23 protein-coding genes are annotated in these 24,418 nt (G+C 71.7%); 16 read left to right on the top strand and 7 right to left on the bottom strand.

What is annotated here, in order from left to right:
- Positions 1-166: 166 nt before the first annotated feature.
- Complete coding sequence (rpmB, locus tag A3862_RS13235; RefSeq protein WP_043351177.1) at positions 167-469, bottom strand: 50S ribosomal protein L28; 303 nt, start codon at positions 467-469, stop codon at positions 167-169.
- Between the two features lie 385 nt (positions 470-854).
- On the opposite strand from rpmB, the gene A3862_RS13230 reads away from it, so the two are divergent.
- The 8 genes from A3862_RS13230 (at position 855) to A3862_RS13195 (ending at position 9,258) form a co-directional block, all read left to right on the top strand.
- Positions 855-1,772: a DUF3108 domain-containing protein gene (locus A3862_RS13230; protein ID WP_091954988.1), complete on the top strand. Its 918-nt coding sequence runs from the start codon at positions 855-857 to the stop codon at positions 1,770-1,772.
- Positions 1,773-1,844: 72 nt separating this feature from the next.
- Entirely contained in the window at positions 1,845-2,135 is a 291-nt protein-coding gene (locus tag A3862_RS13225; RefSeq protein ID WP_043351173.1) for a DUF1330 domain-containing protein, read from the top strand.
- 192 nt (positions 2,136-2,327) lie between these two features.
- Positions 2,328-2,645: a hypothetical protein gene (locus tag A3862_RS13220; RefSeq protein WP_043759006.1), complete on the top strand. Its 318-nt coding sequence runs from the start codon at positions 2,328-2,330 to the stop codon at positions 2,643-2,645.
- The gene (locus A3862_RS13215; RefSeq protein WP_420845321.1) at positions 2,611-6,087 is read left to right on the top strand and encodes a helicase-related protein; all 3,477 of its coding nucleotides are present in this window, start codon (positions 2,611-2,613) and stop codon (positions 6,085-6,087) included. The genes A3862_RS13220 and A3862_RS13215 overlap by 35 nt, the downstream gene beginning before the upstream one ends.
- Positions 6,088-6,099: 12 nt before the next feature.
- Positions 6,100-6,393 carry an RNA-binding S4 domain-containing protein gene (locus A3862_RS13210; RefSeq protein WP_043385109.1) on the top strand — a complete coding sequence of 98 codons (294 nt, stop codon included), beginning with the start codon at positions 6,100-6,102 and terminating at the stop codon, positions 6,391-6,393.
- Positions 6,394-6,612: 219 nt separating this feature from the next.
- Entirely contained in the window at positions 6,613-6,951 is a 339-nt protein-coding gene (gene fdxA / locus A3862_RS13205) for a ferredoxin FdxA (RefSeq protein ID WP_043354612.1), read from the top strand.
- A 506-nt stretch (positions 6,952-7,457) separates the two neighbouring features.
- The gene (locus A3862_RS13200; protein ID WP_043354614.1) at positions 7,458-8,063 is read left to right on the top strand and encodes a CarD family transcriptional regulator; all 606 of its coding nucleotides are present in this window, start codon (positions 7,458-7,460) and stop codon (positions 8,061-8,063) included.
- A gap of 319 nt (positions 8,064-8,382) precedes the next feature.
- On the top strand, positions 8,383-9,258 hold the full coding sequence (locus A3862_RS13195) for an RNA polymerase factor sigma-32 (RefSeq protein WP_012320644.1): 876 nt from the start codon (positions 8,383-8,385) through the stop codon (positions 9,256-9,258).
- Between the two features lie 206 nt (positions 9,259-9,464).
- Here A3862_RS13195 and A3862_RS13190 read toward each other — a convergent pair whose 3' ends face one another.
- Positions 9,465-10,697, bottom strand: a complete 1,233-nt coding sequence (locus A3862_RS13190; RefSeq protein WP_043354617.1) for an MFS transporter — start codon at positions 10,695-10,697, stop codon at positions 9,465-9,467.
- A 408-nt stretch (positions 10,698-11,105) separates the two neighbouring features.
- On the bottom strand, positions 11,106-11,606 hold the full coding sequence (secB, locus tag A3862_RS13185; RefSeq protein ID WP_012320646.1) for a protein-export chaperone SecB: 501 nt from the start codon (positions 11,604-11,606) through the stop codon (positions 11,106-11,108).
- A gap of 361 nt (positions 11,607-11,967) precedes the next feature.
- Here secB and A3862_RS13180 point away from each other — a divergent pair, with 361 nt between their 5' ends.
- The 5 genes from A3862_RS13180 (at position 11,968) to mltG (ending at position 17,161) form a co-directional block, all read left to right on the top strand.
- A complete protein-coding gene (locus A3862_RS13180; RefSeq protein WP_043354619.1) occupies positions 11,968-12,681 on the top strand; it encodes a Tim44/TimA family putative adaptor protein in 714 nt (237 codons plus the stop codon).
- Positions 12,682-12,713: 32 nt separating this feature from the next.
- Positions 12,714-13,910, top strand: a complete 1,197-nt coding sequence (mltA, locus tag A3862_RS13175; RefSeq protein WP_193376700.1) for a murein transglycosylase A — start codon at positions 12,714-12,716, stop codon at positions 13,908-13,910.
- Entirely contained in the window at positions 13,907-14,542 is a 636-nt protein-coding gene (locus A3862_RS13170; RefSeq protein WP_043354621.1) for a Smr/MutS family protein, read from the top strand. Before mltA ends, A3862_RS13170 begins: the two co-directional genes overlap by 4 nt.
- Before the next feature lie 161 nt (positions 14,543-14,703).
- Positions 14,704-15,594, top strand: coding sequence for a bifunctional DNA-formamidopyrimidine glycosylase/DNA-(apurinic or apyrimidinic site) lyase (gene mutM, locus A3862_RS13165; RefSeq protein WP_043759009.1), 891 nt, complete (start codon positions 14,704-14,706; stop codon positions 15,592-15,594).
- A gap of 151 nt (positions 15,595-15,745) precedes the next feature.
- Entirely contained in the window at positions 15,746-17,161 is a 1,416-nt protein-coding gene (gene mltG / locus A3862_RS13160) for an endolytic transglycosylase MltG (protein WP_043759011.1), read from the top strand.
- 71 nt (positions 17,162-17,232) lie between these two features.
- On the opposite strand, the gene A3862_RS13155 is transcribed toward mltG, so the two are convergent.
- A complete protein-coding gene (locus A3862_RS13155; protein WP_236962095.1) occupies positions 17,233-17,856 on the bottom strand; it encodes a PAS domain-containing protein in 624 nt (207 codons plus the stop codon).
- A gap of 255 nt (positions 17,857-18,111) precedes the next feature.
- Between A3862_RS13155 and A3862_RS13150 the strand changes: the two genes are divergently transcribed.
- A complete protein-coding gene (locus tag A3862_RS13150) occupies positions 18,112-18,969 on the top strand; it encodes a YicC/YloC family endoribonuclease (RefSeq protein WP_043385162.1) in 858 nt (285 codons plus the stop codon).
- 52 nt (positions 18,970-19,021) lie between these two features.
- On the top strand, positions 19,022-19,684 hold the full coding sequence (gmk, locus tag A3862_RS13145) for a guanylate kinase (protein WP_043354630.1): 663 nt from the start codon (positions 19,022-19,024) through the stop codon (positions 19,682-19,684).
- A 13-nt stretch (positions 19,685-19,697) separates the two neighbouring features.
- Here gmk and A3862_RS13140 read toward each other — a convergent pair whose 3' ends face one another.
- A complete protein-coding gene (locus tag A3862_RS13140) occupies positions 19,698-20,144 on the bottom strand; it encodes a DMT family transporter (protein WP_043759015.1) in 447 nt (148 codons plus the stop codon).
- Positions 20,145-20,244: 100 nt separating this feature from the next.
- On the opposite strand from A3862_RS13140, the gene A3862_RS13135 reads away from it, so the two are divergent.
- Positions 20,245-21,138 carry a LysR family transcriptional regulator gene (locus tag A3862_RS13135; protein WP_111473636.1) on the top strand — a complete coding sequence of 298 codons (894 nt, stop codon included), beginning with the start codon at positions 20,245-20,247 and terminating at the stop codon, positions 21,136-21,138.
- Positions 21,139-21,143: 5 nt separating this feature from the next.
- Here A3862_RS13135 and A3862_RS13130 read toward each other — a convergent pair whose 3' ends face one another.
- Together A3862_RS13130 and A3862_RS13125 are read right to left on the bottom strand one after the other, a co-directional pair.
- Positions 21,144-21,737, bottom strand: coding sequence for a biliverdin-producing heme oxygenase (locus A3862_RS13130; RefSeq protein ID WP_043385097.1), 594 nt, complete (start codon positions 21,735-21,737; stop codon positions 21,144-21,146).
- Positions 21,734-24,349 carry a histidine kinase dimerization/phosphoacceptor domain -containing protein gene (locus A3862_RS13125; protein WP_043354636.1) on the bottom strand — a complete coding sequence of 872 codons (2,616 nt, stop codon included), beginning with the start codon at positions 24,347-24,349 and terminating at the stop codon, positions 21,734-21,736. The genes A3862_RS13130 and A3862_RS13125 overlap by 4 nt, the downstream gene beginning before the upstream one ends.
- Positions 24,350-24,418: the final 69 nt, after the last annotated feature.

The following is a 24,418-nucleotide window of genomic DNA, read 5'->3' as shown; positions in this document are numbered from 1 at the left end:
CCCTGGGGCCCTCCTTCGCGGCCCGCTGCCGCGGCCCCTCAGGATGCGGTCATGGACGGGATTTTCCGGATCACGGTGCCTGTTGCGCGCAAGCGGAAACCGCCGCGGCCTCGGGGGCCACGGCGGTTCGAACCGTCCGATGAAGGATGGCGTGAAGCCCGGAGACTCAGGCCGCGACGGCCGGGGCCTCGGCGAGCTTCTTGTGGATCTCGCGCTTCAGGAGGCGGGCGGTCTGCGACAGGTCGCCCTCGCCAGCCTTGATCAGGAAGGCGTCGAGCCCACCGCGGTGCTCCACGGAGCGCAGGGCGTGCGCGGTGACCCGCAGACGGACGCGCTTGCCGAGCGCGTCGGACTGGAGGGTGACGTTGCACAGGTTCGGCAGGAACCGGCACTTGGTCTTGCGGTTCGAGTGGCTCACGAGGTGGCCGACCTGAACGGCCTTGCCGGTGAGTTCGCAGCGGCGCGCCATGATAAAAAACGATCCCGTCTCGTTCCGCCCGAATAGACCCGATCGCGACCGGCGCGATCATCGTCGCAGCAGGCGGCGCCCATTGCGTGTTCCAGGTCCGGCGGAGTCCTGTTGAAGGCGCGAGCCTATAGGCGACGAAGGCGCGCCGCGTCAAGGTGCCCGCCGACCGCAGAGCCGCCCGGGCCGCCCCGGCCGCCCAACGGTCTGTTAACCACGATGCCGGGATATAGCCTTCTTCCACCTGCAGGAAGGTGCCTCTCCCGGCTCCGGGCCTCGAGAGGCGTCCGACGCGCGGGGGTGTTCGAGAGGGTGTGTCCGAGCGCGTGTCTTGGGCCGCCCGCCCTGGGATGCGATCCGGATCATGAGCGCCACGCCAATCCGTCGGATGATCAAGCCTGTGACAAAGCACGCTGCCGGGCGCCTCGCGGGCAGCCTCCTCGCCCTCGCTGCCCTCATGGCTCCGGCCGATGCCGCCTCGCGGGCGTCGCGCGCGAAGCGGGCCGCGGGGGCTGCCGCGACCGTGGCGGTCGATTACGGCATCAACCTCGCCGGCCTGCCGATCGGCACGGCGCGGCTGGCCGGTTCGTTCGACCGCGACCGCTACCTCATGGACGTGTCGGCGGTGCTCACGGGCCTCGTCGGCGCGATCACCGGCGGCAAGGGCTCGGCCCGGGCCTCCGGAAGCTTCGCGGCGGCACCGCAGCCCGGGGCCTTCGCCATCGCGACCCAGACGGCCAGTTCCGGAATCGCGGTGCGCATGGCCCTGGCGCACGGCAACGTGGTCCAGGCCGAGATCACACCGCCCCTCGTCGACATGCAGGACCGCGTGCCGGTCACTGCCTCCAACAAGCGCGGCATCATCGACCCGGTCAGCGCCCTGCTGATGCCGACTCAGGGACGCGGCGAGCCCCTCGATCCGGAAAACTGCAACCGCACCCTGCCGGTCTTCGACGGCGCCACCCGCTTCAACGTGGTGCTGAGCTACGCCGAGACGCGCCCGGTTCAGAAGCCCGGCTATGCCGGCCCGGTGCTCGTCTGCAACGCCCGCTACCAGGCGGTGGCCGGCCACCGCCCGGACCGGCCGGGGGTGAAGTTCATGGAGGAGAACCGCGAGATGTCGGTCTGGCTCGCCCCCGTCGAGGGGACGCGGGTCCTGATCCCGCTGCGCATCTCGGTGCTCACCACGATCGGCACCAACATCATCGAGGCGACGCGCTGGAGCCAGGGCGGCAATGCGGGGACGACCGGGACGGCCGGCGCCGCCGGCACCAGCGTCGCACAGGCGAGCCTGCCCGGGCAGTAGCGGCGGTTTGACCGCCCGCGGCTTTCCCGGCACGTCCGCGCGGCGCGACAGCCGCGCCAGGGAGGTCAGCCAATGCCCAAGGGCTACATCATCGTCCGGATGACGGTCACCGATCCGGAGACCTACAAGGACTACGCCGCCATGGCCTCCGAGGCCATGCGCAAGTACGGCTGCACGCCGCTGGTGCGCGGCGGCCGCTGCGAGGCGCTGGAGGGCGAGGCCCGTCCGCGCAACGTCGTGCTGGAGTTCGAGTCCTACGAGGCGGCGCGCGCCTACTATTTCTCGCCCGAGTACCAGGCCGCCGTCGCCAAGCGCCGGCCGGCGGGGATCGGCGAGGTGGTCCTCGTCGAAGGCGTCGACTGATCCGCCTGGCGTTCGGAGCCCGCGGTCGATGCAGCCCGCGCCGCCCTCAGCCCGGAGCGCCGCGCCTTCGGGCAGCGCGAGGCCTGAAACCGTGGCGCTCTCCCTCAGGTGCCTGCGGGCCCAGAGGAGGCGGCTCCGGAGCGCGCGGCCGGAGGTGGAGGAAATCTTCACGTTCCCGGCGATAATCGGCGGATGCGCCCGCTTGCTCTCCGAATCGCCCTCGCCTTGGCCGTCGTCACCGGCCCGGCGGCCGCGCAGCCCCTGAGCGCCGGCACCGCCGATCCGGGCTGCGGCGGCGACGCCTTCTCGTCGGCCGAAGTCGTCGAGCACCGGCCGCCGCGGCGCGGCCCCCTCGTGGCGGTGCCCGACACGCTCTGCGCCGACGTGGCACCGCAGCCGGGCACGCCGACGACGCAGATCGACATCTTCCCGATGATCACGCCCCAGATTGGACCTGGCGGGGGCGGCATCCCATATGAGGGCGGACCGTCCCGGCGCTACCGTCCCTGAGACCCGGCCGGTCGGTCGAACCCGCCTCCCCGCCCGCGCCGCGACGGCGCCGCGACGGCCTTCCCGTTCGAAGGAACCGCCGACCATCGACGCGCTGCTCCGCCCCTCGCCCAGCCGCTCGCTGTCCCGCGATGCCCGCGCCCGCGGCGTCACCGCGGTCCTCGGGCCGACCAACACCGGCAAGACGCATCTCGCCATCGAGCGGATGCTCGCGCACCCGACCGGGATGATCGGGTTGCCCCTGCGGCTTCTCGCCCGGGAGGTCTACCTGCGCGTCGTCGCCAAGGTCGGCCCCGAGAAGGTCGCGCTGGTCACCGGCGAGGAGAAGATCAAGCCGGACCGACCGCGCTACTGGATCTGCACCATCGAGGCGATGCCCCGCGACCTCGACGTGGCCTTCGTGGCCATCGACGAGATCCAGCTCGCCGCCGACATGGACCGCGGCCACGTCTTCACCGACCGCCTGCTCTACGTCCGCGGCCGGGAGGAAACCCTCCTGATCGGCTCCTCGACCATGCTGCCTTTGGTTCAGGACCTGATCCCCAACGTCCACACCACGACCCGGCCGCGGCTCTCGCAACTGACCTTCGCGGGGGAGAAGCGGCTGTCGCGCCTGCCCCGGCGCACCGCGATCGTCGCGTTCTCGGCCGAGGAGGTCTACGCCATTGCCGAGCTGATCCGGCGTCAGCGCGGGGGCGCCGCAGTGGTGCTCGGCGCGCTCTCCCCCCGGACCCGCAACGCCCAGGTCGAGATGTACCAGGCGGGCGACGTGGACTACCTCGTCGCCACCGATGCCGTCGGGATGGGCCTCAACCTCGACGTCGACCACGTCGCCTTCGCGGCGAACTGGAAGTACGACGGCACCCGCTTCCGCAAGCTCACCCCCGCCGAGATGGGCCAGATCGCCGGCCGCGCCGGGCGCCACCTCGCCGACGGCACCTTCGGCTCCACCGGGCGCTGCCCGACCTTCGAGGCCGAGCTGGTGGAGCGGCTCGAGAGCCACGACTTCGATCCCCTCCGCATCCTGCAATGGCGCAATCCGGACCTGCGCTTCGGCAGCCTGGAGGGCTTGCAGGCGAGCCTCGACGAGCACCCGCGCGAATCGGGGCTGACCCGCGCCCCCATGGGCGAGGATCAGCAGGCCCTCGAGATCCTCATGAAGGAGGACGACATCCGCGACATGGCGCGCAGCGCCGCCACGGTGAGGCGGCTCTGGGACGTCTGCGGCGTGCCGGACTACCGCAAGGTCCATCCGCAGGTGCACGCCGATCTGGTGGCCCAGCTGTACCGATTCCTCATGAAGGGGATGGCCGGCCGCATCCCCGACACGTGGTTCGCCGAGCAGGTGGCGATGATCGATCGGACCGACGGCGACATCGACACGCTGTCCCGTCGGATCGCCCAGGGACGCACCTGGACCTTCGTCGCCAACAGACCCGACTGGCTGCGTGACCCGGAACATTGGCAGGGCGAGACACGTCGGGTAGAGGACAGACTGTCCGACGCCCTGCACGAACGCCTCGCGAGCCGCTTCGTCGACCGGCGCACCAGCGTCCTGATGCGGCGCCTGAGAGAGAACACGATGCTCGAAGCCCAGATCACCGCCGACGGTGACGTCACCGTCGAGGGTCAGCATGTCGGCCACCTTCACGGATTCCTGTTCGTTCCCGATGCCAGCGCCGAAGGGCACGAGGCCAAGACCCTGAGGAGCGCCGCCGATAAGGCGCTCGCGGGCGAGATCGAGGCGCGGGCCGAACGATTCGCCGCGACCGCCGATTCGACCCTCGTGCTCTCGCATGACGGCACGATCCGGTGGACCGGCGCGCCGGTGGCCAAGCTCACCCCCGGCGAGAAGCTGTTCGCCCCGCAGATCCGTCTGCTGGCGGACGACAGCCTGACCGGCGCGCACCGCGAGAAGGTGGAGGCCCGCCTGGATGCGTGGCTGAAAGCCTACATCGTGCGCCTGCTCGGCCCTCTGATGGAGATCGAGACCGCGGCGGACCTCACGGGTCTCGCCAAGGGCATCGGCTACCAGGTCGTCGAGGCGCTGGGCGTGCTGGAACGCTCGAAGGTGGCGCACGAGATGCGCAGCCTCGATCAGGACGGCCGCGGGGCGCTGCGCCGCCACGGCGTCCGCTTCGGCGCCTACCACATCTTCCTGCCGGCCCTGCTCAAGCCGGCGCCCCGGACGCTCGCGGCGCAGCTCTGGGCCCTGCGTAACGGCGGCCTCGACCAGCGCGGCCTCGACGAGATCGCGCATCTGGCCGGCTCCGGCCGCACCTCGATCAAGGTGGACCGCGAGATCGCCAAGGGGCTGTACCGCGCGGCCGGCTTCCGGGTCAGCGGCGAGCGCGCGGTGCGCGTCGACATCCTGGAGCGGCTCGCCGACTTGATCCGCCCGGCCATCGCCTATCGCCCCGGCACCACCCCGGGCGCCCCGCCGGACGGAACGGCCGACGGCGACGGCTTCGTGGCCACCGTCGGCATGACCTCCCTGGTCGGCTGCTCGGGCGAGGATTTCGCCTCGATCCTGAAGTCCCTGGGCTACAACGTGGAGACGCGTCCGGGCCCCGCCATCACGGTGCCGCTCGTCCCCGCCGCGGCCACGGCGCCGGCCGCACAGGCCGCCCCGGCCGAGGCGTCTTCCGACGAGGCCATTGCCGCGCAGGCGGATGCCGCGGAGCCGGCCGGCGACGAGGCTCCGGCCGCGGAGGACGGCGAGACCGCCGCAGAACACGCCTCCCCGGGGGATGAGGTCCCGGCCGTCGAGGCCGAGGCGTCCCCGACCGAGGATCAGGCGTCGGACCTCGCAGCCGATGCGACCGCCGGAGAGCAGGCCGAGGAGCCCGCGGGCGATGCGCCGCACGCGGAGGCGACCGGCGCCGGATCGGAGCAACCGGACCAGGCTCCCCAGGAGGCTGCGCCGGCCGCCGAGCCGGTCTCCGCCACCGAGGAGGCCGCGCCCGGCTCGGCCGAGGCGGAGCCCACTGCGGCCGATGCGGCCGAAGGCACGGCCGCGGAGGGCGAACCCGCCGCGGAGGTTCTGCAGATCGACGTCTGGCGCCTGCAGCGGCATCAGCGCCCGGCGCACCAGCGTCCGCAGAATCGCCCCCGCGGCGCGGGACGCGGCCGGGATGCGGGACAGCCGGGCCAGAACCCGGGCCAGGGACGCGCGGATGGCGGCCGGCCGGAGCAGCGCCGCGCCGAGGGTGGCGACGGCGGCCCGCGGCCCGGACGGGATCGCGGTCCACGCCGCGACCGGTTCGAGGGCGGTCGGCCGGAACGCCGCGACGATCAGCGCAATGCGGAGCAGCGCCATGCCGGCCCGCGGCCCGACCAGCGGCCGCCCCGGCGCGAGCGGGCGCCCGATCCGGATTCGCCCTTCGCCAAGCTCGCCGCGCTGAAGGCGCAGCTCGAGGCCGGCGACGGCGGGAAGCGCTGACCTTCACCGCGGATGCGGGAGGACCGGCAGCGCCTCGACAAATGGCTGTGGTTCGCGCGCTTCGCGCGGACCCGGTCCCTGGCAGCGCGGCTGGCCTCCGACGGGTTCGTCCGGGTGAACGGCAGCCGGGCCGAGAACCCGGCGCGGGCGATCGGCATCGGTGACGTGGTGACGGTGGCCGCGCCGCACGCGACCCTGGCTGTAAGGGTCCTCGGCCTCGGCGTACGGCGCGGCCCCGCCCCGGAAGCGCGGCTGCTGTACGACGATCTGTCCGGCGGCGGGCCGCCGGTCGAGACGCACGAGTGATGAGGCTGTGCCACAGCCCCCGCGCGAGCGGGCCGTCGCGGACCGCATGCGGCGCACACGCGCTTGTCAGCCCGGGAGGCAGGGTCTAGAGCCGTTGGCCTCCGAAGCCCGGCTCCGCGCCGGGCCTCACCGGCGTTCCCCTCGCAGCGCCCGCTGGCGCGCGCAGGCCGTCCCCAGGCTCTGCCCGGGCCAAGTCGAGTTTTAGGACGAAGACATCCGATGACCTACGTCGTCACCGACAATTGCATCAAGTGCAAATACACGGACTGCGTCGAGGTCTGTCCGGTGGATTGTTTCTATGAAGGCGAGAACATGCTCGTCATTCATCCGGATGAGTGCATCGATTGCGGCGTGTGCGAGCCGGAATGCCCGGCCGAAGCGATCAAGCCCGACACGGAGTCGAATCTGGACACGTGGCTGAAGCTGAACGCCGACTACGCCAAAACCTGGCCGAACATCACGCAGAAGAAGGAAGCTCCGGCCGACGCCAAGGAGTGGGACGGAAAGGCCGGAAAGCTGGAGGCGCATTTCTCGCCGAATCCTGGATCTGGCGACTGAGCTCGGGGCGAATTCACAGGATCTGACGCGCATGCGCCCGCGGCTTTCCAGTGGGCGGGAAGTTTTTTCAGCCCCGCCGCTTCGCTGGAGGCCTCCTCGGGGCTGCGTCATACGAAGCCCAGATACGCGGCCAGGTCATTCCTGTCCCATGGCACCAGTGTAAAACTCTTTGACGCCGCGCTTGGTCCGCGCGTGCGTCTTCAGGGATGCTTTGATCTGCGCGCCGGATTGTGGTAGACAATCCGCCTGCCGTCGCTTGCGCCTGACGTGCTCCCTCCGGCTGAAACGCCTTCGATTTTCGGTTGTTAGGAGTAGTACGCGATCGGCCGCCGAAGGAGACTTCGGCGGACGCGCCAGGTGCTTGCACGGCCGCGCCGGGGAATGACCGGGATCGTCGCGCTGGGCGCGGGGGTTTCGGGAGCGGCGAGGCAGACCGGGTGTCCCGCCCGGAAGAACACGGTTTCGCGCGGCGCCGAACGCTGCGCGCCAGTGGAGGCCCTTCTCGCATGACCACAGCCAAGAAGACGACGACCACAGGCCGGCAGGGCTTCAAGACCGGCGAGGCTGTCGTGTATCCGGCCCACGGCGTCGGTCGCATCACCGCGATCGAGGAGCAGGAAATCGCGGGCTACAAGCTTGAGCTGTTCGTGGTCTCGTTCGAGAAGGACAAGATGGTCCTGCGCGTCCCCACGGCGAAGGCCAACAGTGTCGGCATGCGCAAGCTCGCCGAGCCGGAACTGGTGAAGAAGGCTCTCGACCTTTTGACCGGCCGCGCCCGGATCAAGCGCACCATGTGGTCGCGCCGCGCGCAGGAATACGAGGCCAAGATCAACTCGGGTGATCTGCTCTCCGTCACCGAGGTCGTGCGCGACCTGTTCCGCTCCGAGGCCCAGCCCGAGCAATCCTATTCCGAGCGCCAATTGTACGAGGCGGCTCTGGACCGGATCGTGCGCGAGATCTCTTCGGTCAACCGCATCACCGAGACCGAGGCGCTGAAGCTGATCGAGCAGAGCCTCGCTAAGTCGCCCCGCCGGGCGAAGAACGAGGCCGAGCCCGAAGCCGAGGCCGAGGGGGACAGCGAGGGCGACGACCTTCAGGAGGAAGCCGCCTGAGGCGGGCATCGCATCGCGACAACGACATTCAACCCGGCCCTGGTGGCCGGGTTTTTTTATGCGTCCGCGCGGCCGGCTCCCCCCGACGGCCCTGACCGTTCGCGAAGGCATGGGCTGGACGGCGCGGGGCGGGATCCCATGTCTTCCCGACGGAACACGAATTCGTGGCCGCTGCGTTGTCGCATTGTGGGGCATCGGGACGGAACTTTCCCGTTTTGCCTTCCGTTGTCGGTTGCCTGGCGTCACCCCCCGGTGGCGCCTGCGCGTCGGGTCCTTGGGTCCGACGCCGCAACAGCACTCGGCAACAAGAGGCAGGCGGATGGCTGAGATCGCGGGAATTCGACGGCAGTTCATACGGACTGCCATGGAGGCGCCCTTCCTGGCCCGGGAAGAAGAGCGGGGCCTCGCCGTCCGATGGAAGGACGAGCGCGACGAGCGGGCTCTCCACCGTCTGATCTCGGCCCATATGCGCCTCGTCATCGCCCTGGCGGGGCGTTTTCGTCACTACGGCCTGCCCATGGCCGACCTCGTCCAGGAAGGGCATGTCGGCCTGATGGAGGCCGCGGCCCGGTTCGAGCCGGAGCGGGACGTCCGCTTCTCCACCTATGCGACGTGGTGGATCCGCGCCTCGATCCAGGATTACATCCTGCGCAACTGGTCGATCGTGCGCGGCGGGACCTCCTCGGCGCAGAAGGCCCTGTTCTTCAATCTGCGCCGGCTGCGCGCCCGGTTGATGCAATCCACCGAGGAACATGTCGGCGACGAGATCCATCGCCGCATCGCCAGCGCGATCGGCGTCTCCCGTGACGACGTGGCCCTGATGGATGCGCGCCTGTCCGGCCCCGACATGTCGCTCAACGCCCCCGTGGGCGAGGACAGCGACGCGTCCTCGGAACGGATGGATTTCCTGGTCGACGGGGCCGACCTGCCGGACGAGACCGTGAGCGCCACGGTCGACGGCGAGCGCCGCCTCAGCTGGCTGCAGCAGGCTCTGACCGTCCTGTCCGAGCGTGAGCTGCGCATCCTGCGCGAGCGCCGCCTCGCCGAGGATCAGGCGACCCTCGAAGCCCTGGGCCAGCGGCTCGGCATCTCCAAGGAGCGGGTCCGCCAGATCGAGAACCGGGCCCTGGAAAAGCTGCGCCGTGCGCTCGCCGACCGCTTTCCCGCCGCCACGGGCAGCCCCCATATCGGCTGAGCGGCACGCAGCGGCATCGTCACGAAGCCCGGCCCGGCGGCCGGGCTTTCGTGTTTCAGAAGGGTCGCCCATGCGACGGGCCGCCGTGGTCGGGCCGGCTGCCCGACATCTCCGGCGCAGCGGGTGTGCCTGCGGATATACCTGCCTGCGCGTGCGATGACGGGGGCCGGTGCCGTGGTCGCGAGCGGGATACCGCCGCGCGCCCGTTACGCCTCCTGAACGACGGGGCTGCGCCGCTCCCGCCGGCGCCGGCGGCGGCCGGCCTCAGGGGTGGCGTCGAGCCAGATCACGAGCGCCAGGGCGACGAGCGCCGGCACGCCGAGGGCCAGGAAGGCACCGGTCCAGCCGAACAGCCCGTATGACAGGCCGCCGTACCAACTCGAGAGCGCGCCGCCCACGCCCTGCACCGCGTTGACGCTGCCGAGCGCCGTCTGGGTTCGGCCCGATCCCCAGGTCAGGTCCGCCACCACCACGGGCACCGCCACCCCGACGATGCCGGAGGCCACGCCGTCCAGCACCTCGGCGGCGATCAGCCACACCGGATCGTCGATCAATCCGGACATGAGCGCGCGCACCGGCAGCACGGCGAAGGCCACCATCAGCAATTGACGGCGTCCGCGCCTGTCGGCCAGCGAACCGGCAAACAGAGCCACGGGCACCATGACGAGTTGCGCCACCATGACGTAGCGCGCCGTCCACGTGGTGGCGTCGGCCGCGGTCGCCACGAGCTTCTGCCCGAGCAGCGAGAGCATGCCGCCGTTCCCCAGGTTGAACAGGGTCAGCGCCACGGTCAGCACCAGCAGACGGCGGTTGCCGAGAACCTGACGCAGGCCGCTGCGCTCGGGTTCGTCCGCGTCGTCCTCCTTCCAACCGACGGCGCGGCGCCGGTTCCAGGCGCCGGCGGGCGTCGTCAGCGTGGCGCCGATCGCCGCCACAGCCATGCCGCCGAGGACCCAGAAGGCGATCGCAGGCCCGAAATAGCCGGTGCCGAGGCTGATGCCCCCCGCCGCGACCAGGATGCCGATGTGGTTGAAGGCCTGGTTGCGGCCCTGCTGGGCGGGGAAGCGGTCCTTCCCGACGATGCCCAGGGTCAGCGACGCGACCGCCGGCAACAGCAGGGTGCCGCCGGCCGCGGCGAGCAGCTGCGCGCACAGGACCGCCGGAAAGCTGCGCGCCGGGAGGAGCAGCAGCGTGCCCGCGAGGATCGCCCCGCAGGCCAGGGCGATCAGCAGGCGTGGCCGGGGGAACCGATCCACCAGGGCACCGAACGGGCCGCTCAGGAACAGCGTGCCGAACCCCACCAGCGTGACGACGAAGCCGACCCGGGCGGGGCTCCACGAGGCGGATTCCGCCAGCCAGGTTCCCAGAAAGGGGCCGAGGCCGCCCTGGATGTCCCCGATGAACAGGTTGATCAAGGCGAGGTTTGTGGTGGGGGCCATGCGATCCTGGAGCCGTTTCGGGCCCCGGACGTGAACGGGGACCCCGGAACGGTCAAGCCCGGAACGCAGCCTCCGTCGCGGAGCAGGGCGGCGACACCCTCATGCGGGGCGACGTGCGGCGTCTTCGGCGAGAGAGCGGGCGAAACCCTGCACGGTCCGCGGCGCGGCCGCCCTGACCGGGACCGGGGTCCTCGTCGGCGGCGGCGATGGGCAGGCTCGCGGTGGCAGCCCTGGCGCCCAGCACGGCACCCGAAGGCGCCGGGAAGGTCAGCGGCCGGTTCGGGGGCTGCCCGACCTGCCGGGCAGCTTCGTCGCACTGAGCGCCGCGCTCCTGAGCGGACGCCCTGTGCGCGCGGGCGGCGGCCTCTCGGGGTCCCGGCGGCCGCCGCGCGGCCGCCGGTCGTCACCTCAGGAGGCGAGCGGGCCCTGGGCGCCCTGCTGCTCCATCACCTTCTGCCGGTAGAGGCCGACGAAATCGATCGGGTCGATGTACAGGGGCGGGAAGCCGCCGTTGCGCACCGCCTCGGCCACGATCTGGCGGGCGAAGGGGAAGAGCAGGCGCGGGCACTCGATCATCACCGCCGGATGGATCTGGTCGGCCGGGATGTTGAGCAGCCGGAACACGCCGGCATAGGTCACCTCGAAGGCGAACAGCACTTCGTTCTGGATCTTGGCGTCGCCCTCGAGCTTCAGCTCGACCTCGAAATCGGTCTCGGAGAGCTGCTGCGCGTTGACGTTCACCTGGATGTTGATCTGCGGCCCCTGGCCCTCCTTGGGCTGAAGGGAGCGCGGGGCGTTCGGATTCTCGAAGGAGAGATCCTTCGTGTACTGCGCCAGGGCATTGATGGTCGGCACATCGCCCTGCGGCATGCCGCCGCCGTTGCCGTTCGCTGCCGGGGAATCGGCCATGCGGATCATCCTTCTCGATCGACCGGCGGGGCCGGCGCGGGTTGTTGTCGCGGCGGGAGCCGCTGGATCACGCCGCGGAACTACCCAAACGGCAGGGCCGCTAACACGCGCGCCGGGCCTGGACAAGCGAAGTGACAGGCGAGGTGACAGGCGAGGTGACGGGGCGCTGGCGCCGGCGGCACCGGCAACCCATATCGCGATTGCGTGCGGGACCAGTTGACCCCGACGATACAACCGGCTCGCTCCCGGCGCGTTGGTCGGATATGAGTCGGCCAGACCTATGCGCGCTTAGCCGGCGCCGCACCGGGCATGACCTGAGCAAGGGGCACAGGGTCTCGCCGCGGCCACCATCGGATCGGTGATGCAGGACAGTTTCGACGTAACGACGATCATCTTCCTGGCGCTGGCCGTCTTCGTGATCTGGCGTCTGCGCTCCGTGCTCGGTCAGAAGACAGGCGCCGAACGCTCGCCGTTCAAGCCGGTCGACCGCAGCCGCACCGAACCGCAGGCGCGTTCCGACGGCGACAACGTCGTCCGGCTGCCGGGTGCCGACCGGGTGCAGGCCGCGCCGCCGACCGCCGCCGCGCCGCGGGACTGGCGGGGGATCGCCGAGCCGGGATCCGAGGTCGCCCGCGGCCTCGAGGCCTGCGTCCAGGCGGAGCCCGGGTTCGACCCGCGCGCCTTCGTCGAGGGCGCGAAATCCGCCTACGAAGCCATCATGATCGCCTTCGCCAAGGGCGATCGGAAGACCCTGCGCGGCCTGCTGTCCAAGGAGGTCGGCGAGGCTTTCGAACGCGCGATCGCCGAGCGGGAGCGCAACCGGCAGACCCTGGAAACCACCTTCGTCTCCATCGACAAGGCTGAGATCGTGGCCGTCGAGGTGCGCAACCGGGTGGCTCACGTCACCGTGCGTTTCCTGTCGAACCTCATCACCGCCACCCGCAACGCGGACGGCAAGGTGGTGGACGGCAGTGCCGAGACGGTGGTCGAGGTTCCGGATGTCTGGACCTTCTCCCGCACCCTCGGCTCGCGGGACCCGAACTGGCAGCTCGTGGCCACCGAGGCCGGCGCCTGAGCCCGTGACAGGCGTGCCGTGACGATCTTGCCGTGCCGATTCCCCATGCCCGGTCCGGAGCAGTCCCGGCCGCCCTCCTCGCGTTCCTGCTGAGTCCATCCGTGTCCGCCGCGCCGACGGCGGTCGGCGGTGCGGTCCTGAGCCCCGTCGCCCCGGCGGACCTGCCGGGCTTTCCCGGTGCGCAGGCGGAGGCGGCGCTCGACGCCTTCCGGCGGGTCTGCGCGGCACCGGCGCCCGCCCAGCCCCAGCCGGACGGCGTCGCGGGCGATCCGGCCGCCCTCGCCGAGGCCTGCACGGCCGCGGCCGGCCCCGTGCCGGACGCCGCCGCGTTCTTCCGCGAGCGGTTCGACGCCTTCCGCATCAATCGGCCCGGCGCGGATCGGCCCGGCTTCCTGACCGGCTATTTCGAGCCGGAGCTCACGGGCTCCCTCGCGCCCGGGCCGGATTTTCCGACGCCGGTGCTCGCCCGTCCCGACGACCTGATCTCCCTCGCCCCCGGCGAAACCCGTCCGGGGCTCGATCCGACCCTGCGCGCCGCGCGGGCCACCGCGGACGGATTTGCCCCCTATCCCGACCGCGCCGCCATCGACGACGGAGCCCTCGGGGCGCATGCGAAGCCGATCCTGTGGCTGCGCGACGCGGTCGATCTGCTGGTCCTGCAGGTCCAGGGCTCCGGGCGCGTCCGGCTACCGGACGGTCGCGCGGTGCGGGTGCTGTACGACGGCCGCAACGGACGCCCCTATACGGCGGTGGCCAAGCTCATCGTCCAAGAGGGGCATCTGCCGCTCGAGGGCCTGACGCTCGCCCGCTGGACCGGCTGGCTGCGCGCGCATCCCGAGATCGCCAAGCGCCTGATCCGCACCAACGCCTCCTACATCTTCTTCCGCCTCGCCCCGGTCGCGGATCCGGCTCTCGGGCCGCCCGGCGCCGCGAACGCGCCGCTCAGCCCGGGCCGCAGCCTGGCGGTCGATTCGACCCTCTGGCGGTACGGCCTGCCGTTCTGGCTCGCAGGGCCGCTGCCCGGCGCGGCGCAGGACGGAGCCCCGGACGCCACCGGGCGCCTCGTCATCGCCGCCGATACCGGATCGGCGATCGTCGGCCCTGCCCGCGGCGACCTCTTCGTCGGCACCGGTCCTGCGGCCGGCGTGGTCGCCGGAAACCTCCGCGACGCCATCGGATTCGTGGTCCTGCTGCCGCGCCGCGCCGCTGCGCCCGGAGCCGCGCCGTGAGGCCCCCGCGCCGCGGGCGCCGCCTGACCGCGGGCGAGGCCCGCCTCTGGGACGCGATCGCCAAGCTGGTGACGCCGTTGCCGGGCCGCGCGTCCCCGACCCCCGAACTTCCCCGACCGCCGGCGCCCCCGACCGCCGCCATGCCGCCCCTGTCGGCCCCGATCCTGAAGCCCAGCGCGCCGCCAACCGCCAAGAGGCCGCGGGCGAAGCATCCGCCGAAACCGGCACCGGAGCCGCCGCGTCCGGCAACCGCCGCGCCGTATCAGCCGCCGCCGCAGCGCCACAGCCCGAGCACCAGCCTGGAGCGGACCGCCAAGGTCGGCCTGCGCCGCGGACGACTGGCGATCGAGGCGCGGATCGACCTGCACGGGATGGTGCAGACGGAGGCCCATGCCGCGCTGACGGGCTTCCTGCTCCGGGCGCGGGCCGCCGGGCATTCCTACGTGCTGGTCGTCACCGGCAAGGGCGGACCGGATTACGCGGAGGCCTTCGCCGAGCGCGGGGTGCTCCGCCGCAGCGTGCCGCACTGGCTGCGGGGGCCGGAACTGCGCGGCATCGTCCTCGGCTTCGAGGAGGCCGCCCGCCACCATGGCGGCGGCGGCGCGCTCTACGTCCGTCTGCGGCGCCGATAGGGGTCCGGAACCCGGCGCGCACGGCGCGCAGCGGCCTGTTCACCGGTGTCCGCAGCCTGCGCGGCAAACCGCGCCGGAGCCGCGCGGTTGCGGCCCGGACCGATCCCGCCGATATCCGGAGCCGGCGCATGAGGCGCCACGCACGCAAAGTCGCGAGAGAGATGCCGGAGCTTCCCGAAGTCGAGACGGTGCGGCGGGGCCTGGCGCCCGCCCTGGTCGGAGCCCGCTTCAGCCGTGTCACCCTGCGCCGGGCCAACCTGCGCTTCCCCTTCCCGGATCGCTTCGCCGCCCGGCTGGAAGGGCGGACCGTCACGGACCTCGCGCGCCGGGCGAAATACCTCACCGCCGCGCTCGACTCGGGCGAGACCCTGGTCATGCATCTCGGCATGAGTGGCCGGTTCGACGTGGCCCTGCCGGACGGCAGCAACCTGTCGCCGGGGGATTTCTACCTCGAAGGGGCCCAGGGCACGCCCAAGCACGACCATGTGGTCATGGCGATGAGCACCGGCGCCACGGTGACCTACAACGACGCCCGCCGCTTCGGCTTCATGGATCTGGTCCCGAGCGCGGATCTCGCCGGCTGCCGCCACTTCGCCAGGATGGGCATCGAGCCCCTCGATGGTCTGACGGGGGCGGTGATCGCGCAGCTCTTCCGCCACAAGATCGCGCCGCTGAAGGCCGCCCTGCTCGACCAGCGCCTGATCGCGGGCCTCGGCAACATCTACGTGTGCGAGGCGCTGCACCGGGCGCGCCTGCACCCCGAGGCCCCGGCCGGGAGCCTCGTCCGGCCCGACGGGCGCCCGACGCCCAAGGCCAACGCCCTCGCCAAGGCGATCGTGAAGGTCCTGCAGGAGGCCGTGGAGGCCGGCGGCTCGACCCTGCGCGACTACGCCCACACGGATGGCAGCGCGGGGGCGTTCCAGCACGCCTTCCGGGTTTACGATCGGGTCGGATTGTCCTGCAGCCGGCCGGGATGCGGCGGTTCCATCACCCGCATCGTCCAGGCGAACCGCTCGACCTTCTTCTGCGCGACCTGCCAGCCCCCGAACTGACCGCAACGAACCGTGCGTCACTGCGCCGCGAAACGGCAATTTCGCCACAAACCCGGCTAGGGTCTAGCGCCTCGACGTGCGCACCCGGTTGCGGGCAGCCGATCCCGGCCCGCAACGCGTGACGGGTCGCGCGGGCCCAGACAGGATCCCGATGTTCTTCCGCCGCTCAAAGACGCCCGCGCCCGAAACCACCGCGCAGGATCCGACGGGCGAGCCCGCCCTGCCGCAGCGGCTCTCGCCGCGCTCCCCCGGCGAGGCGATCAAACCGACGGTCGCGCCCCCGCCCCCGGAGAAGCCCGAGCGCGAGCGGAGCGGCCTCGTGGGCCTCATCAGCGGAGCCCTGACCTTCGCGGTCGTCATCGCCATCGCGGCGATGATCGGGATCACGCTGTTCCAGCGGCAGGTGCGCGAGCCGGGGCCGCTCGCGGCCGACAAGGTCGTTGTGATCCCGACCCACAGCGGAACGGCGGAGATCGCCGAGACCCTGAAGCGCGAGGGCGTGATTGACCATACCGGCCTGTTCGAGTTCGCCGCCCGCTTCGGCGGCCGGCCGGCGCTCCGGGCCGGGGAATACGTGTTCAAGGCGCATGCGAGCATCTCAGACGCCCTCGACACCATCGCCACCGGCCGGCAGGTCCAGCACGCCATCACCTTCCCGGAGGGCCTGACCTCCGAGCAGATCGTCAGCCGCCTCAACGACAATGACGTGCTCACCGGCGAGATCAACGAGATCCCCCCGGAAGGTTCGCTCCTGCCCGACACCTACAAGTTCGAGCGCGGGGCCACCCGTCAGCAGATCGTCAACCTGATGAAGGCCAAGCAGCGCGAGGTTCTGAACCAGATCTGGCTGCGGCGCAGCGCCGACGTGCCGGTGCGGACCCCGGCCGAGATGGTCACCCTCGCCTCCATCGTGGAGAAGGAGACCGGCCGTGCCGACGAGCGGCCCCGGGTGGCCGGCGTCTTCATCAACCGCCTGAACAAGCGGATGAAGCTGCAATCCGACCCGACGATCGTCTACGGCCTCGTGGGGGGCCGCGGCACCCTCGGGCGCGGCATCCTCCGGTCGGAGATCGACCGGCCGACGCCCTACAACACCTACGTCATCGAGGGCCTGCCGCCGGGGCCGATCGCCAATCCCGGCCGGGCCGCCCTGGAGGCGGTGGCCAACCCCTCCCGGACGAAGGACCTCTACTTCGTGGCGGACGGCACCGGCGGCCACGCCTTCGCCGACTCCCTCGAGGCGCATCAGCGCAACGTCGCCCGCTGGCGGGCCGTGGAGAAGAGCCGGCAGGCGCCGCCGGACGCCGTCGACAAGGTCGAGCCGGGTCCGGATCCGGCGACGCCGGGCCGCGCCTCGGCCTACGCGCCGGGCGGTGCGCCTGCGGCCAACGGGATCAACACCAACGCGGCCTTCGCCGCGGATACGGGCACGCCGGGTTCGCGGGCCTTCGACGCCTCCGAGGGCACGCGCCTCGACCCCCTGAAGAACCGCAGCTACGACCTGGGCTCGCCCAAGACGGTGCCGGCCCTGAGCGAACCGGCCCCGGCGCCCCGGGGCCGGCGCTAGGGACCAGCTCCGGCCGGATTGCTGCGACGCGTCGTCAGACGTGACGCAGCCGCGCCGGGCTCACGCCGGCCTCAATGCGCCTTCGGGTTTCGCGGGCGCCGCTGCCCGTCCGGAGGAGGGCCCGACAGGGACGCCGCGATCTGGCGTCCCAGCTCATACAGCAGGGCCTCCAGCAGCGGCTGCACCCGCTTCGCCTCGTCGAGCCCGAGATCGCCGAGGCGCTCCCACAGACGCATCGCGCCATCCGCCATCTGCTCGACGACGGAGCCCTGCTCGGCCGGCGCCCCGAGAAAGCCCGCCGGGGGCTCGAACGGCCCCTCGGTCCGGCTGTCGGTGATGTCGATCACGATCCCACGCCCATAGACCAGCCCGTCCGCGCGGCGCTCGAACCGGCCGCGGGCCAGCACCCAGCGTACGAGCCCGGGGGCGGGCACGATGCGATGCTCCCACGCGAAGAGGCCGCCCTCGTCGCGGACACGGCGGCGCTGAATCTGGTCCCGGGCGAGGTCCTCCGGATGGAAGAGCGCGGAGAGCTGCTCCCAGCTCACGCCCTGCGCCGCCTCGGCCTCGGTCAGCCCGAAGATCCGGGCCATCGTCGCATCCCCGCGCACGCGTCCCAGATGCGGCACGTCCTCCCACATGCCGACGCCCAGCGCGGACATGCCGAACGGCGTGAGCGCGGACCTGGTCAACACTGATCGTGGCATGCGCCATCCGGGTTCTTGTGAAAACGACCCGGACCTACGAACACAACTTGATCTTGAAATGCAATGTTGGCGGCGTCGTACGAAAGTCGATCCGTGACGTCCTCGGTGGCGCGGGGGCGACGGGACCCGCGCGCGGGCCGGGATGGGTCCGTCGCAGGGACCGGCCTCTTCCCCGTGGAGAGATCCGTGCTACAGGCCCCGATCTTCACGGGGACGGGGGTCGGCGTGGCCCAGATCACGAGCATGACCGGTTTCGCCCGGGCGGCCGGTAGTACCGGACCGGTCCACTGGGTCTGGGAGGTCCGCAGCGTCAACGGGCGCAGCCTCGACGTGCGCACCCGTGTGCCGGCCGGCTATGACGGGCTCGGCGAGACCGCCCGCACCGCCCTGCAGAAGACCCTGACCCGCGGCCAGTGCCAGCTGACCCTGACGCTCACCAAGCCGGAGACCACCGCGCGGGTGCGGATCAACGAGACGCTGCTGGCGAGTCTCGCCCAGGCGGTGGCCCGGGTGCCGGTCCCCGAGGGTGTGGCCCCCGCCACGATGGACGGGCTGCTCGGCGTCCGCGGCGTGATCGAGGTCGAGGACGAGGCGGCAGACACCGACGCCCTCGCCCGGGATCTGGCCGCAGGCGTGGTCCAGCTGGTCGCGGATCTCGTCGAGGCCCGCCGCGCGGAGGGGCGGCAGCTCGAACAGGTCGTCATCGGCCAGGTCGACCGGATCGCCGCGCTGACCGAGGCCGCGGAGGCGAATCCCGCGCGTCAGCCCGAAGCCGTGCGGGCGCGTCTGGAGGCGGCCGTCGCGGCGCTGGGCGGCAGCGGCCTCGATCCGGACCGTCTGCATCAGGAGGCGATGCTGCTCGCCGGCAAGGCGGACGTGCGCGAGGAACTGGACCGGCTTCGGGCCCATGTGACGAGCGCCCGGGAGCTGCTGGCGGCCGGCGGCGCGATCGGCCGGCGCCTGGACTTCATCGCCCAGGAGTTCGGCCGCGAGTCCAACACGCTGTGCGCCAAGGCCAACGACATCAGCCTGTCGCGGATCGGCCTGGACCTGAAGGCCGTGGTCGAGCAGTTCCGCGAGCAGGTCCAGAACATCGAATGATGCCGGATCAGGATGTGAGAATACGGATGCGAAACGTCGGGGAGCCACGCGCATGACCGAGCAGGGTGGGAGCGTCTCCGATTCCATCGCGCGGCGGGGGTTGATCCTGATCCTCTCCTCGCCCTCCGGGGCGGGGAAGACGACCCTGACGCGGGCGATCGCCCAGGATCCGAGCTGGGCGCTGGACCTGTCGATCTCCGTGACCACGCGGGGGCGCCGCCCCTCCGAGATCGACGGGCGGCACTACCACTTCATCGATCGCGAGGCCTTCGACGACCTGCGCAACCGGGACGACCTGCTCGAATGGGCGGAGGTCCATGGCAATTTCTACGGCACGCCCCGGCGGCCGGTGGAAAAGGTGCTCGGCTCCGGCCGGGACATGATCTTCGACATCGACTACCAGGGCACGCGGCAGGTGCGCTCCAAGCTCGCCCAGGACGTGGTGACGGTCTTCATCCTGCCGCCCAGCATGGCCGAGCTGCGTCAGCGCCTGGAGCGCCGGGCAGAGGATTCGGCCGAGACGATCGAGAAGCGTCTCGCCAATGCCCGGACCGAGATCCAACGCTGGGTCGAGTACGACTACGTCATCGTCAACGACGACCTGCAGAACGCCTTCCGGGCCCTCCAGGGCATCCTGGCGGCGGAGCGGCTCCGGCGGACGCGCCGCACCGGCCTCACCACCTTCGTCGAGGGGTTGCTGGCGGAGACGCCGTGACGCGGACCCCGCTCTACCGGCGGATCAGCACGACGCCGCCGATCAGGAGCGCGACCCCGAAGAGGCGGGGCAGATCGACGGGCCGTTGCGCGAGGCCGAGCAGGCCGACCTGATCGAACAGCACCGAGGTGAGCATCTGGCCCGTGACCAGAAGGGCGAAGAAGGTCGCGGCGCCGAGCTTCGGGACGAGCAGGATGGCGAGTCCGATGAACAGCGCGCCGAACAGGCCGCCGCTCCAGGTCCACCATGGGATCCGCCCGGCCACGCTTACGGCCGGGGCGGGATCGCGCAGGGCTACGGCGAGCAGAGCCATGCAGGCGAGACCGACGGCGTAACTGGAGACGCCAGCCCAGGACGCCGAGTCGAGGCCCGCGCGCAGGTTGGCGTTCAGGATCTGCTGCAGGACGAGTCCGGCGCCCGCCAGGACGGCGAGCAGGGCGGAGAGTGCGAAGGCGAGCATCGAGAACGGGCCTCTCGGGTCAGGGTGCCGGGCCTCATTGACAACCGGCACGGTCGATGCCGTCAAATGCCGCCAAGACCCGATTCCATGCACGTTCGGCATGATCAACCCCGCGCATCTCGACCTCTTCCGCGCCGTGATGCGTCACGGCGGCATGACGCGTGCCGCCGAGGTCCTGGGGATCGGTCAACCCCACATCAGTCGTGCCATCGCACAGCTCGAGGCGACACTCGGCTTCACGCTGTTCGTGCGCGGCCACGGCAGCGCCCTCCCGACCCCGGAAGGCGAGGCCTTCGCCCAAGAGGTTGCGCAGACGTTCGCCGGGCTGGATCACCTGCGACAAGCCGCGTGCCGCATCCGCGAGCGCGGCACCGGCGGTCTCCGCGTTGCCTGTCAGCCTTCCCTGGCCGCCGGGCTGCTGCCCCGCGCGATCCGGCGGCTCGACGCGGAATGCCCCGGTCTCCGCATTTCCATCCACGTCCCGAGCCCGGACACGATCTGGTCCTGGGCCGCCTCGGGCCAATGCGATCTCGGACTGGCCCGGCCGCGGTCCGGCCATGCGGGCGTGATCGCCGAGACATTCCTGCGGGTCGCCGCCGTGTGCGTGCTGCCTCGCGGGCACGCCCTGGCCCGCCGACGGGCCATCACGGCGGCGGATCTCGCCGATGTGCCGCTGATCGCGGCCGGATCGAGTCCCGTGCAGGCGGCGACGGAGGCGGCCTTCGCGCAGGCCGGCGTGACCCCGCATTTCGCCCTGATGGCCGAGTACACCGCGGCGCGCTGCGGCCTCGTGGCCGAGGGTCTCGGAGCCGCCATCGTCGACCCGGTCCCGGCCCGGGCTCTCGGCGGATGGCCCATCGTGCTGCGGCCGTTCCGGCCCGAGATCCCCATCGAGACCGTGCTGGTGCGGCCGGCGGGACGGCCGCCGGGGCGCCTCGCCGAGCGGCTGATGGTCCATCTGGCGGCGGAGCGTGACGCCCTCGGCGTACGCTGATCGGCTCAGGCGGCGACCGGAGTCTCCGGACCGGGGCCGAGCCACGCGCCCATCGCCGAGAAGGTCGACACGGCCGCGCCGGTGAGCGCGGCCTCCGCGGCCGGGTCCTCGCCGAAGATCTCCAGGCGCGTCCGGAAGGCCGCCCACATCGCCCCCGCGGCGGGCCCGTGCGCCCGGTAATAGGCGAGGCCGTCGCCGGAGAAGCCGTGCAGGCCGGCGATGTGGCGGCCGATCAGCTGGCCGCCCAATGTCGAGCCTTCCAGCACGTAGAGCGCGCCCATGGCGGCAGCCGGTCCGTCGAAGACCAGGGAGGTCGGTCGCGGGAGCGCCGCGACCGCGGAGGGCGTCAGGCCGAGATGGTCGAGATCGGCGGCGAGGCGCGTGAGGCGGCGGCGCGGCGCCAGGAAAACCTCGTCGGCGAGCCCGGACCCGATGGCGGATTCCCAGACCGCGTGGAACCCGTAGAGACGCCCCAGCAGGTTGCGGTAGCCGCTCAGGGTCGCGACCCGCGCCTGCCAGTCCAGGGACGCCTCCAGCGCCCGGTGAGCCGGATCGGTCGCGGCACGCAGCCGCGCATGCAGGCCGTCGCGGGTTCTCACGCGGTGATCGTGAAGCAGGCGCCGGGATTGTTGGCGACGGTGAGCTTGGCGTTGATCTGATCGAGCATCGCCCGGATCAGCTTCATGCCCAGTCCCGATCCCTTGCTCCGCGCCTTGGCGTCCGCCCAGTCGTCGGGCAGGCCCGATCCGTCGTCGCAGACCCGCAACTGGACCTCGCCGGGGCCCGATGCCGAGACGCTGACCTCGACACGGCCGCCGCCTGTCGGGTTGGCCGCATACTTGAAGGCGTTGGTGACGAGTTCCGTCGCGATCAGCGAGAGCGCCACCGCCTTGCGATAGGGCACCATCAGGCCCGGTTCCGCCGAGAGATCGACGGCATGCCCGTCGCCTGCCAGCCCCGCGAGGTCGTTGCACAGGCTCTCGATGGTCTGGCCGAGATCCACCTCGTCGAACCGGTCGGCCTGGTACAGGCTGTCATGCACCCGCGCGACGCTCATCACCCGCGCGGAGGTGTCGGCGAAGGCCTGCCGCGCCTCGCCGTCAGCGATCTGGCGCCGCTGCATCTGCAGGAAGGCCGAGACGATCTGCAGGGAGTTCTTCACCCGGTGGTCGATCTCCCGGGTGAGCAGATCCTTCTGCTCGAGGAGGCGCTCCTTCTCGGCGAGCAGGCCGGTGAGCTCATCGATCTTGCGGCGTTGGCGCAGCACCACGCCCTCGACGGCCTCCGCCAGGGAGCCGGCGAGGTGGACCTGCCATTCCGCCCAGGGCGCGGCGAAGCCGGTGCGCTCCTCGACCCAGCGCTCGAAGGAGCGGCGGGGCAGCACCGCCACCGGGCCGCTGCCGGCGAGGACGGGCTTGCGCGGATCGCCACCCCAGGTCACCGTGCTGGGCACCTCCGGCCGGAACCACAGCAGCAGGTTCTCGCGCGAGGCATCGACGAAGACGGCGAGCAGGCCGCTGGCGATCTCCCGATGCGGGCCCGCCTCCGGATAATCCGCGGTGAAGCTGTCGCTGCTGTAGGCGACCTCGCCCGCCGGCACGCCCGCCCGCAGCCAGCCCGCGATCGCCGCCACCATGTCGACCGGCGGCGTCCGCCCGATCCCCGTGACCCGGTCGCCTGAAACGATGCCGGCGCCGGTGGCGCCGAACAGGTCGAGCAGCGTCGTCGTGCCGCCGGTCAGGGCCGCCACGAAATCGTCGGATCGGGTCAGGCCGCGCACGAGACGCCCCTCGACGTCGAGATGGGCCTGCCGCTCGGCCCAGAGCCGGCGCGATTCGATCTCCTGCACCCGCATGGCGAAGGCGTCGGTCAGCACCGTGGCGGCCGCGCGGGTCTCCGGCGTGACGTAGTGCGGGCGGCGATGATGCCCGATCATCAGGCCCCAGAGCCGCCCCTCGACCATGATCGAGATCGACATGGAGCCGTTCACGCCGAGATTGCGCTGGTACTCCAGGTGGATGGGCGACAGCGTGCGGTGCTGGGCGAAGGTCAGGTCGATCGGGCCGTTGCCGGCGCCGGGCGCCGAGACCAGCCCGACGGGCACGCTGTCCCGATCGATGACGAAGCGGCTCTTGGCCTTGGTGTAGAGGGCCCGGGCCTGGGCGGGGATGTCGGAGGCGGGGAAGCGCAGGCCCAGCAGGCTGCGCGACCAGTCGGGCACCTTGTCCTCGGCCACGGCCTCGCCGTTCCAGTCCGTGTCGAAGCGGTAGACCAAGACCGCCTCGAAGCCGGTGAGCGCCCGGATCTCGAGGGCTGCGATCCGGGCGATATCCGCCAGGGTCCCGGCCTCGCGCAGGCGGCCGACGGCGAGTTCGGTATCGGCCTGACTGGCGGTGGCGAAATCGTCGGCCGAATCGGGCTCCAGCTCCATCTCCACGATGAGGCGGCCGGCATGGGCATGGGCGACGGCGTGATAGGCGGTCCCGCGGCCCGGGAATGCCAGGGTCCGGCGCAGGGACGCGCCGTCATGGAGGGTCCCGCGCGCCAGACGGGCGCGGATCGCCGCCACGAAATCCGCCGGCAGCACGTCCGCGAGGGGGCGCCCCGCCAGAGGCGGCTCGATCGGATCGACGATCTCGCCGACATTGGCCGAATAGGCGACCACCAGGAGCGTCCCGGCGTCGGCGGCGAGCATCACGGCATTGGGCTGGATCGAGCCCGGGATGTGGATGGGCTCACGCTCGCACAGGCTGGCATCCACCGGCTCGGCGCGCACCCGCCGGCCGATCGCCGCCATGACGGCCTCGCGCGAGTGGTCGGCCCCCAGGCTCTCCACCGGATCGATGGTCAGCCATGTCACCGGGCTGCCCCCGGCGATCTGGCCATGGCGCATATGGATCCGGGCCCGCAGAGGCTGCGGCAGCCGGCCGAAGACGTAGTCGAAGGTCTCGTCCAGCGTCCCGCGGCGGGCCCCTGCCAGAAACCGGCCCCGGAAATTCGGCACGTTGGTGCCCGGCATCACGTCGCGGAAATAGTCCCGCCCCAGCACGGCCTCGCGCGAAAGGCCCGAGATGGCGCTCGCGCCCTCGCTGAAGGCCACGACGGTGCCAGCCGAATCGAGCCCGATCACGCCCTGGTCCAGGCGGTCGAGCGCGTCCGGCGCGATGGCGTCGAGATCGACGTCGGTATTGGGGGCCTGGCTGGGCGGCATCAGGAGCGAAACCGGCTCATTCAACTGGGTATGGCGACGGGATGGGCCGAGCGCAATGCTTGTGATGTC

This window comes from Methylobacterium sp. XJLW (genome assembly GCF_003254375.1).
GTDB lineage: Bacteria > Pseudomonadota > Alphaproteobacteria > Rhizobiales > Beijerinckiaceae > Methylobacterium > Methylobacterium fujisawaense.
This window is presented reverse-complemented; position numbering and strand designations above follow the sequence as displayed.

Bases quoted from the DNA above. Each gene is read 5' to 3' on its own strand.
- rpmB (WP_043351177.1), bottom strand. From the start codon at position 469: ATGGCGCGCCGCTGCGAACTCACCGGCAAGGCCGTTCAGGTCGGCCAC.
- A3862_RS13230 (WP_091954988.1), top strand. From the start codon at position 855: ATGATCAAGCCTGTGACAAAGCACGCTGCCGGGCGCCTCGCGGGCAGC.
- A3862_RS13225 (WP_043351173.1), top strand. From the start codon at position 1,845: ATGCCCAAGGGCTACATCATCGTCCGGATGACGGTCACCGATCCGGAG.
- A3862_RS13220 (WP_043759006.1), top strand. From the start codon at position 2,328: ATGCGCCCGCTTGCTCTCCGAATCGCCCTCGCCTTGGCCGTCGTCACC.
- A3862_RS13215 (WP_420845321.1), top strand. From the start codon at position 2,611: ATGAGGGCGGACCGTCCCGGCGCTACCGTCCCTGAGACCCGGCCGGTC.
- A3862_RS13210 (WP_043385109.1), top strand. From the start codon at position 6,100: ATGCGGGAGGACCGGCAGCGCCTCGACAAATGGCTGTGGTTCGCGCGC.
- fdxA (WP_043354612.1), top strand. From the start codon at position 6,613: ATGACCTACGTCGTCACCGACAATTGCATCAAGTGCAAATACACGGAC.
- A3862_RS13200 (WP_043354614.1), top strand. From the start codon at position 7,458: ATGACCACAGCCAAGAAGACGACGACCACAGGCCGGCAGGGCTTCAAG.
- A3862_RS13195 (WP_012320644.1), top strand. From the start codon at position 8,383: ATGGCTGAGATCGCGGGAATTCGACGGCAGTTCATACGGACTGCCATG.
- A3862_RS13190 (WP_043354617.1), bottom strand. From the start codon at position 10,697: ATGGCCCCCACCACAAACCTCGCCTTGATCAACCTGTTCATCGGGGAC.
- secB (WP_012320646.1), bottom strand. From the start codon at position 11,606: ATGGCCGATTCCCCGGCAGCGAACGGCAACGGCGGCGGCATGCCGCAG.
- A3862_RS13180 (WP_043354619.1), top strand. From the start codon at position 11,968: ATGCAGGACAGTTTCGACGTAACGACGATCATCTTCCTGGCGCTGGCC.
- mutM (WP_043759009.1), top strand. From the start codon at position 14,704: ATGCCGGAGCTTCCCGAAGTCGAGACGGTGCGGCGGGGCCTGGCGCCC.
- mltG (WP_043759011.1), top strand. From the start codon at position 15,746: ATGTTCTTCCGCCGCTCAAAGACGCCCGCGCCCGAAACCACCGCGCAG.
- A3862_RS13150 (WP_043385162.1), top strand. From the start codon at position 18,112: ATGACCGGTTTCGCCCGGGCGGCCGGTAGTACCGGACCGGTCCACTGG.
- gmk (WP_043354630.1), top strand. From the start codon at position 19,022: ATGACCGAGCAGGGTGGGAGCGTCTCCGATTCCATCGCGCGGCGGGGG.
- A3862_RS13140 (WP_043759015.1), bottom strand. From the start codon at position 20,144: ATGCTCGCCTTCGCACTCTCCGCCCTGCTCGCCGTCCTGGCGGGCGCC.
- A3862_RS13135 (WP_111473636.1), top strand. From the start codon at position 20,245: ATGATCAACCCCGCGCATCTCGACCTCTTCCGCGCCGTGATGCGTCAC.
- A3862_RS13125 (WP_043354636.1), bottom strand. From the start codon at position 24,349: ATGCCGCCCAGCCAGGCCCCCAATACCGACGTCGATCTCGACGCCATC.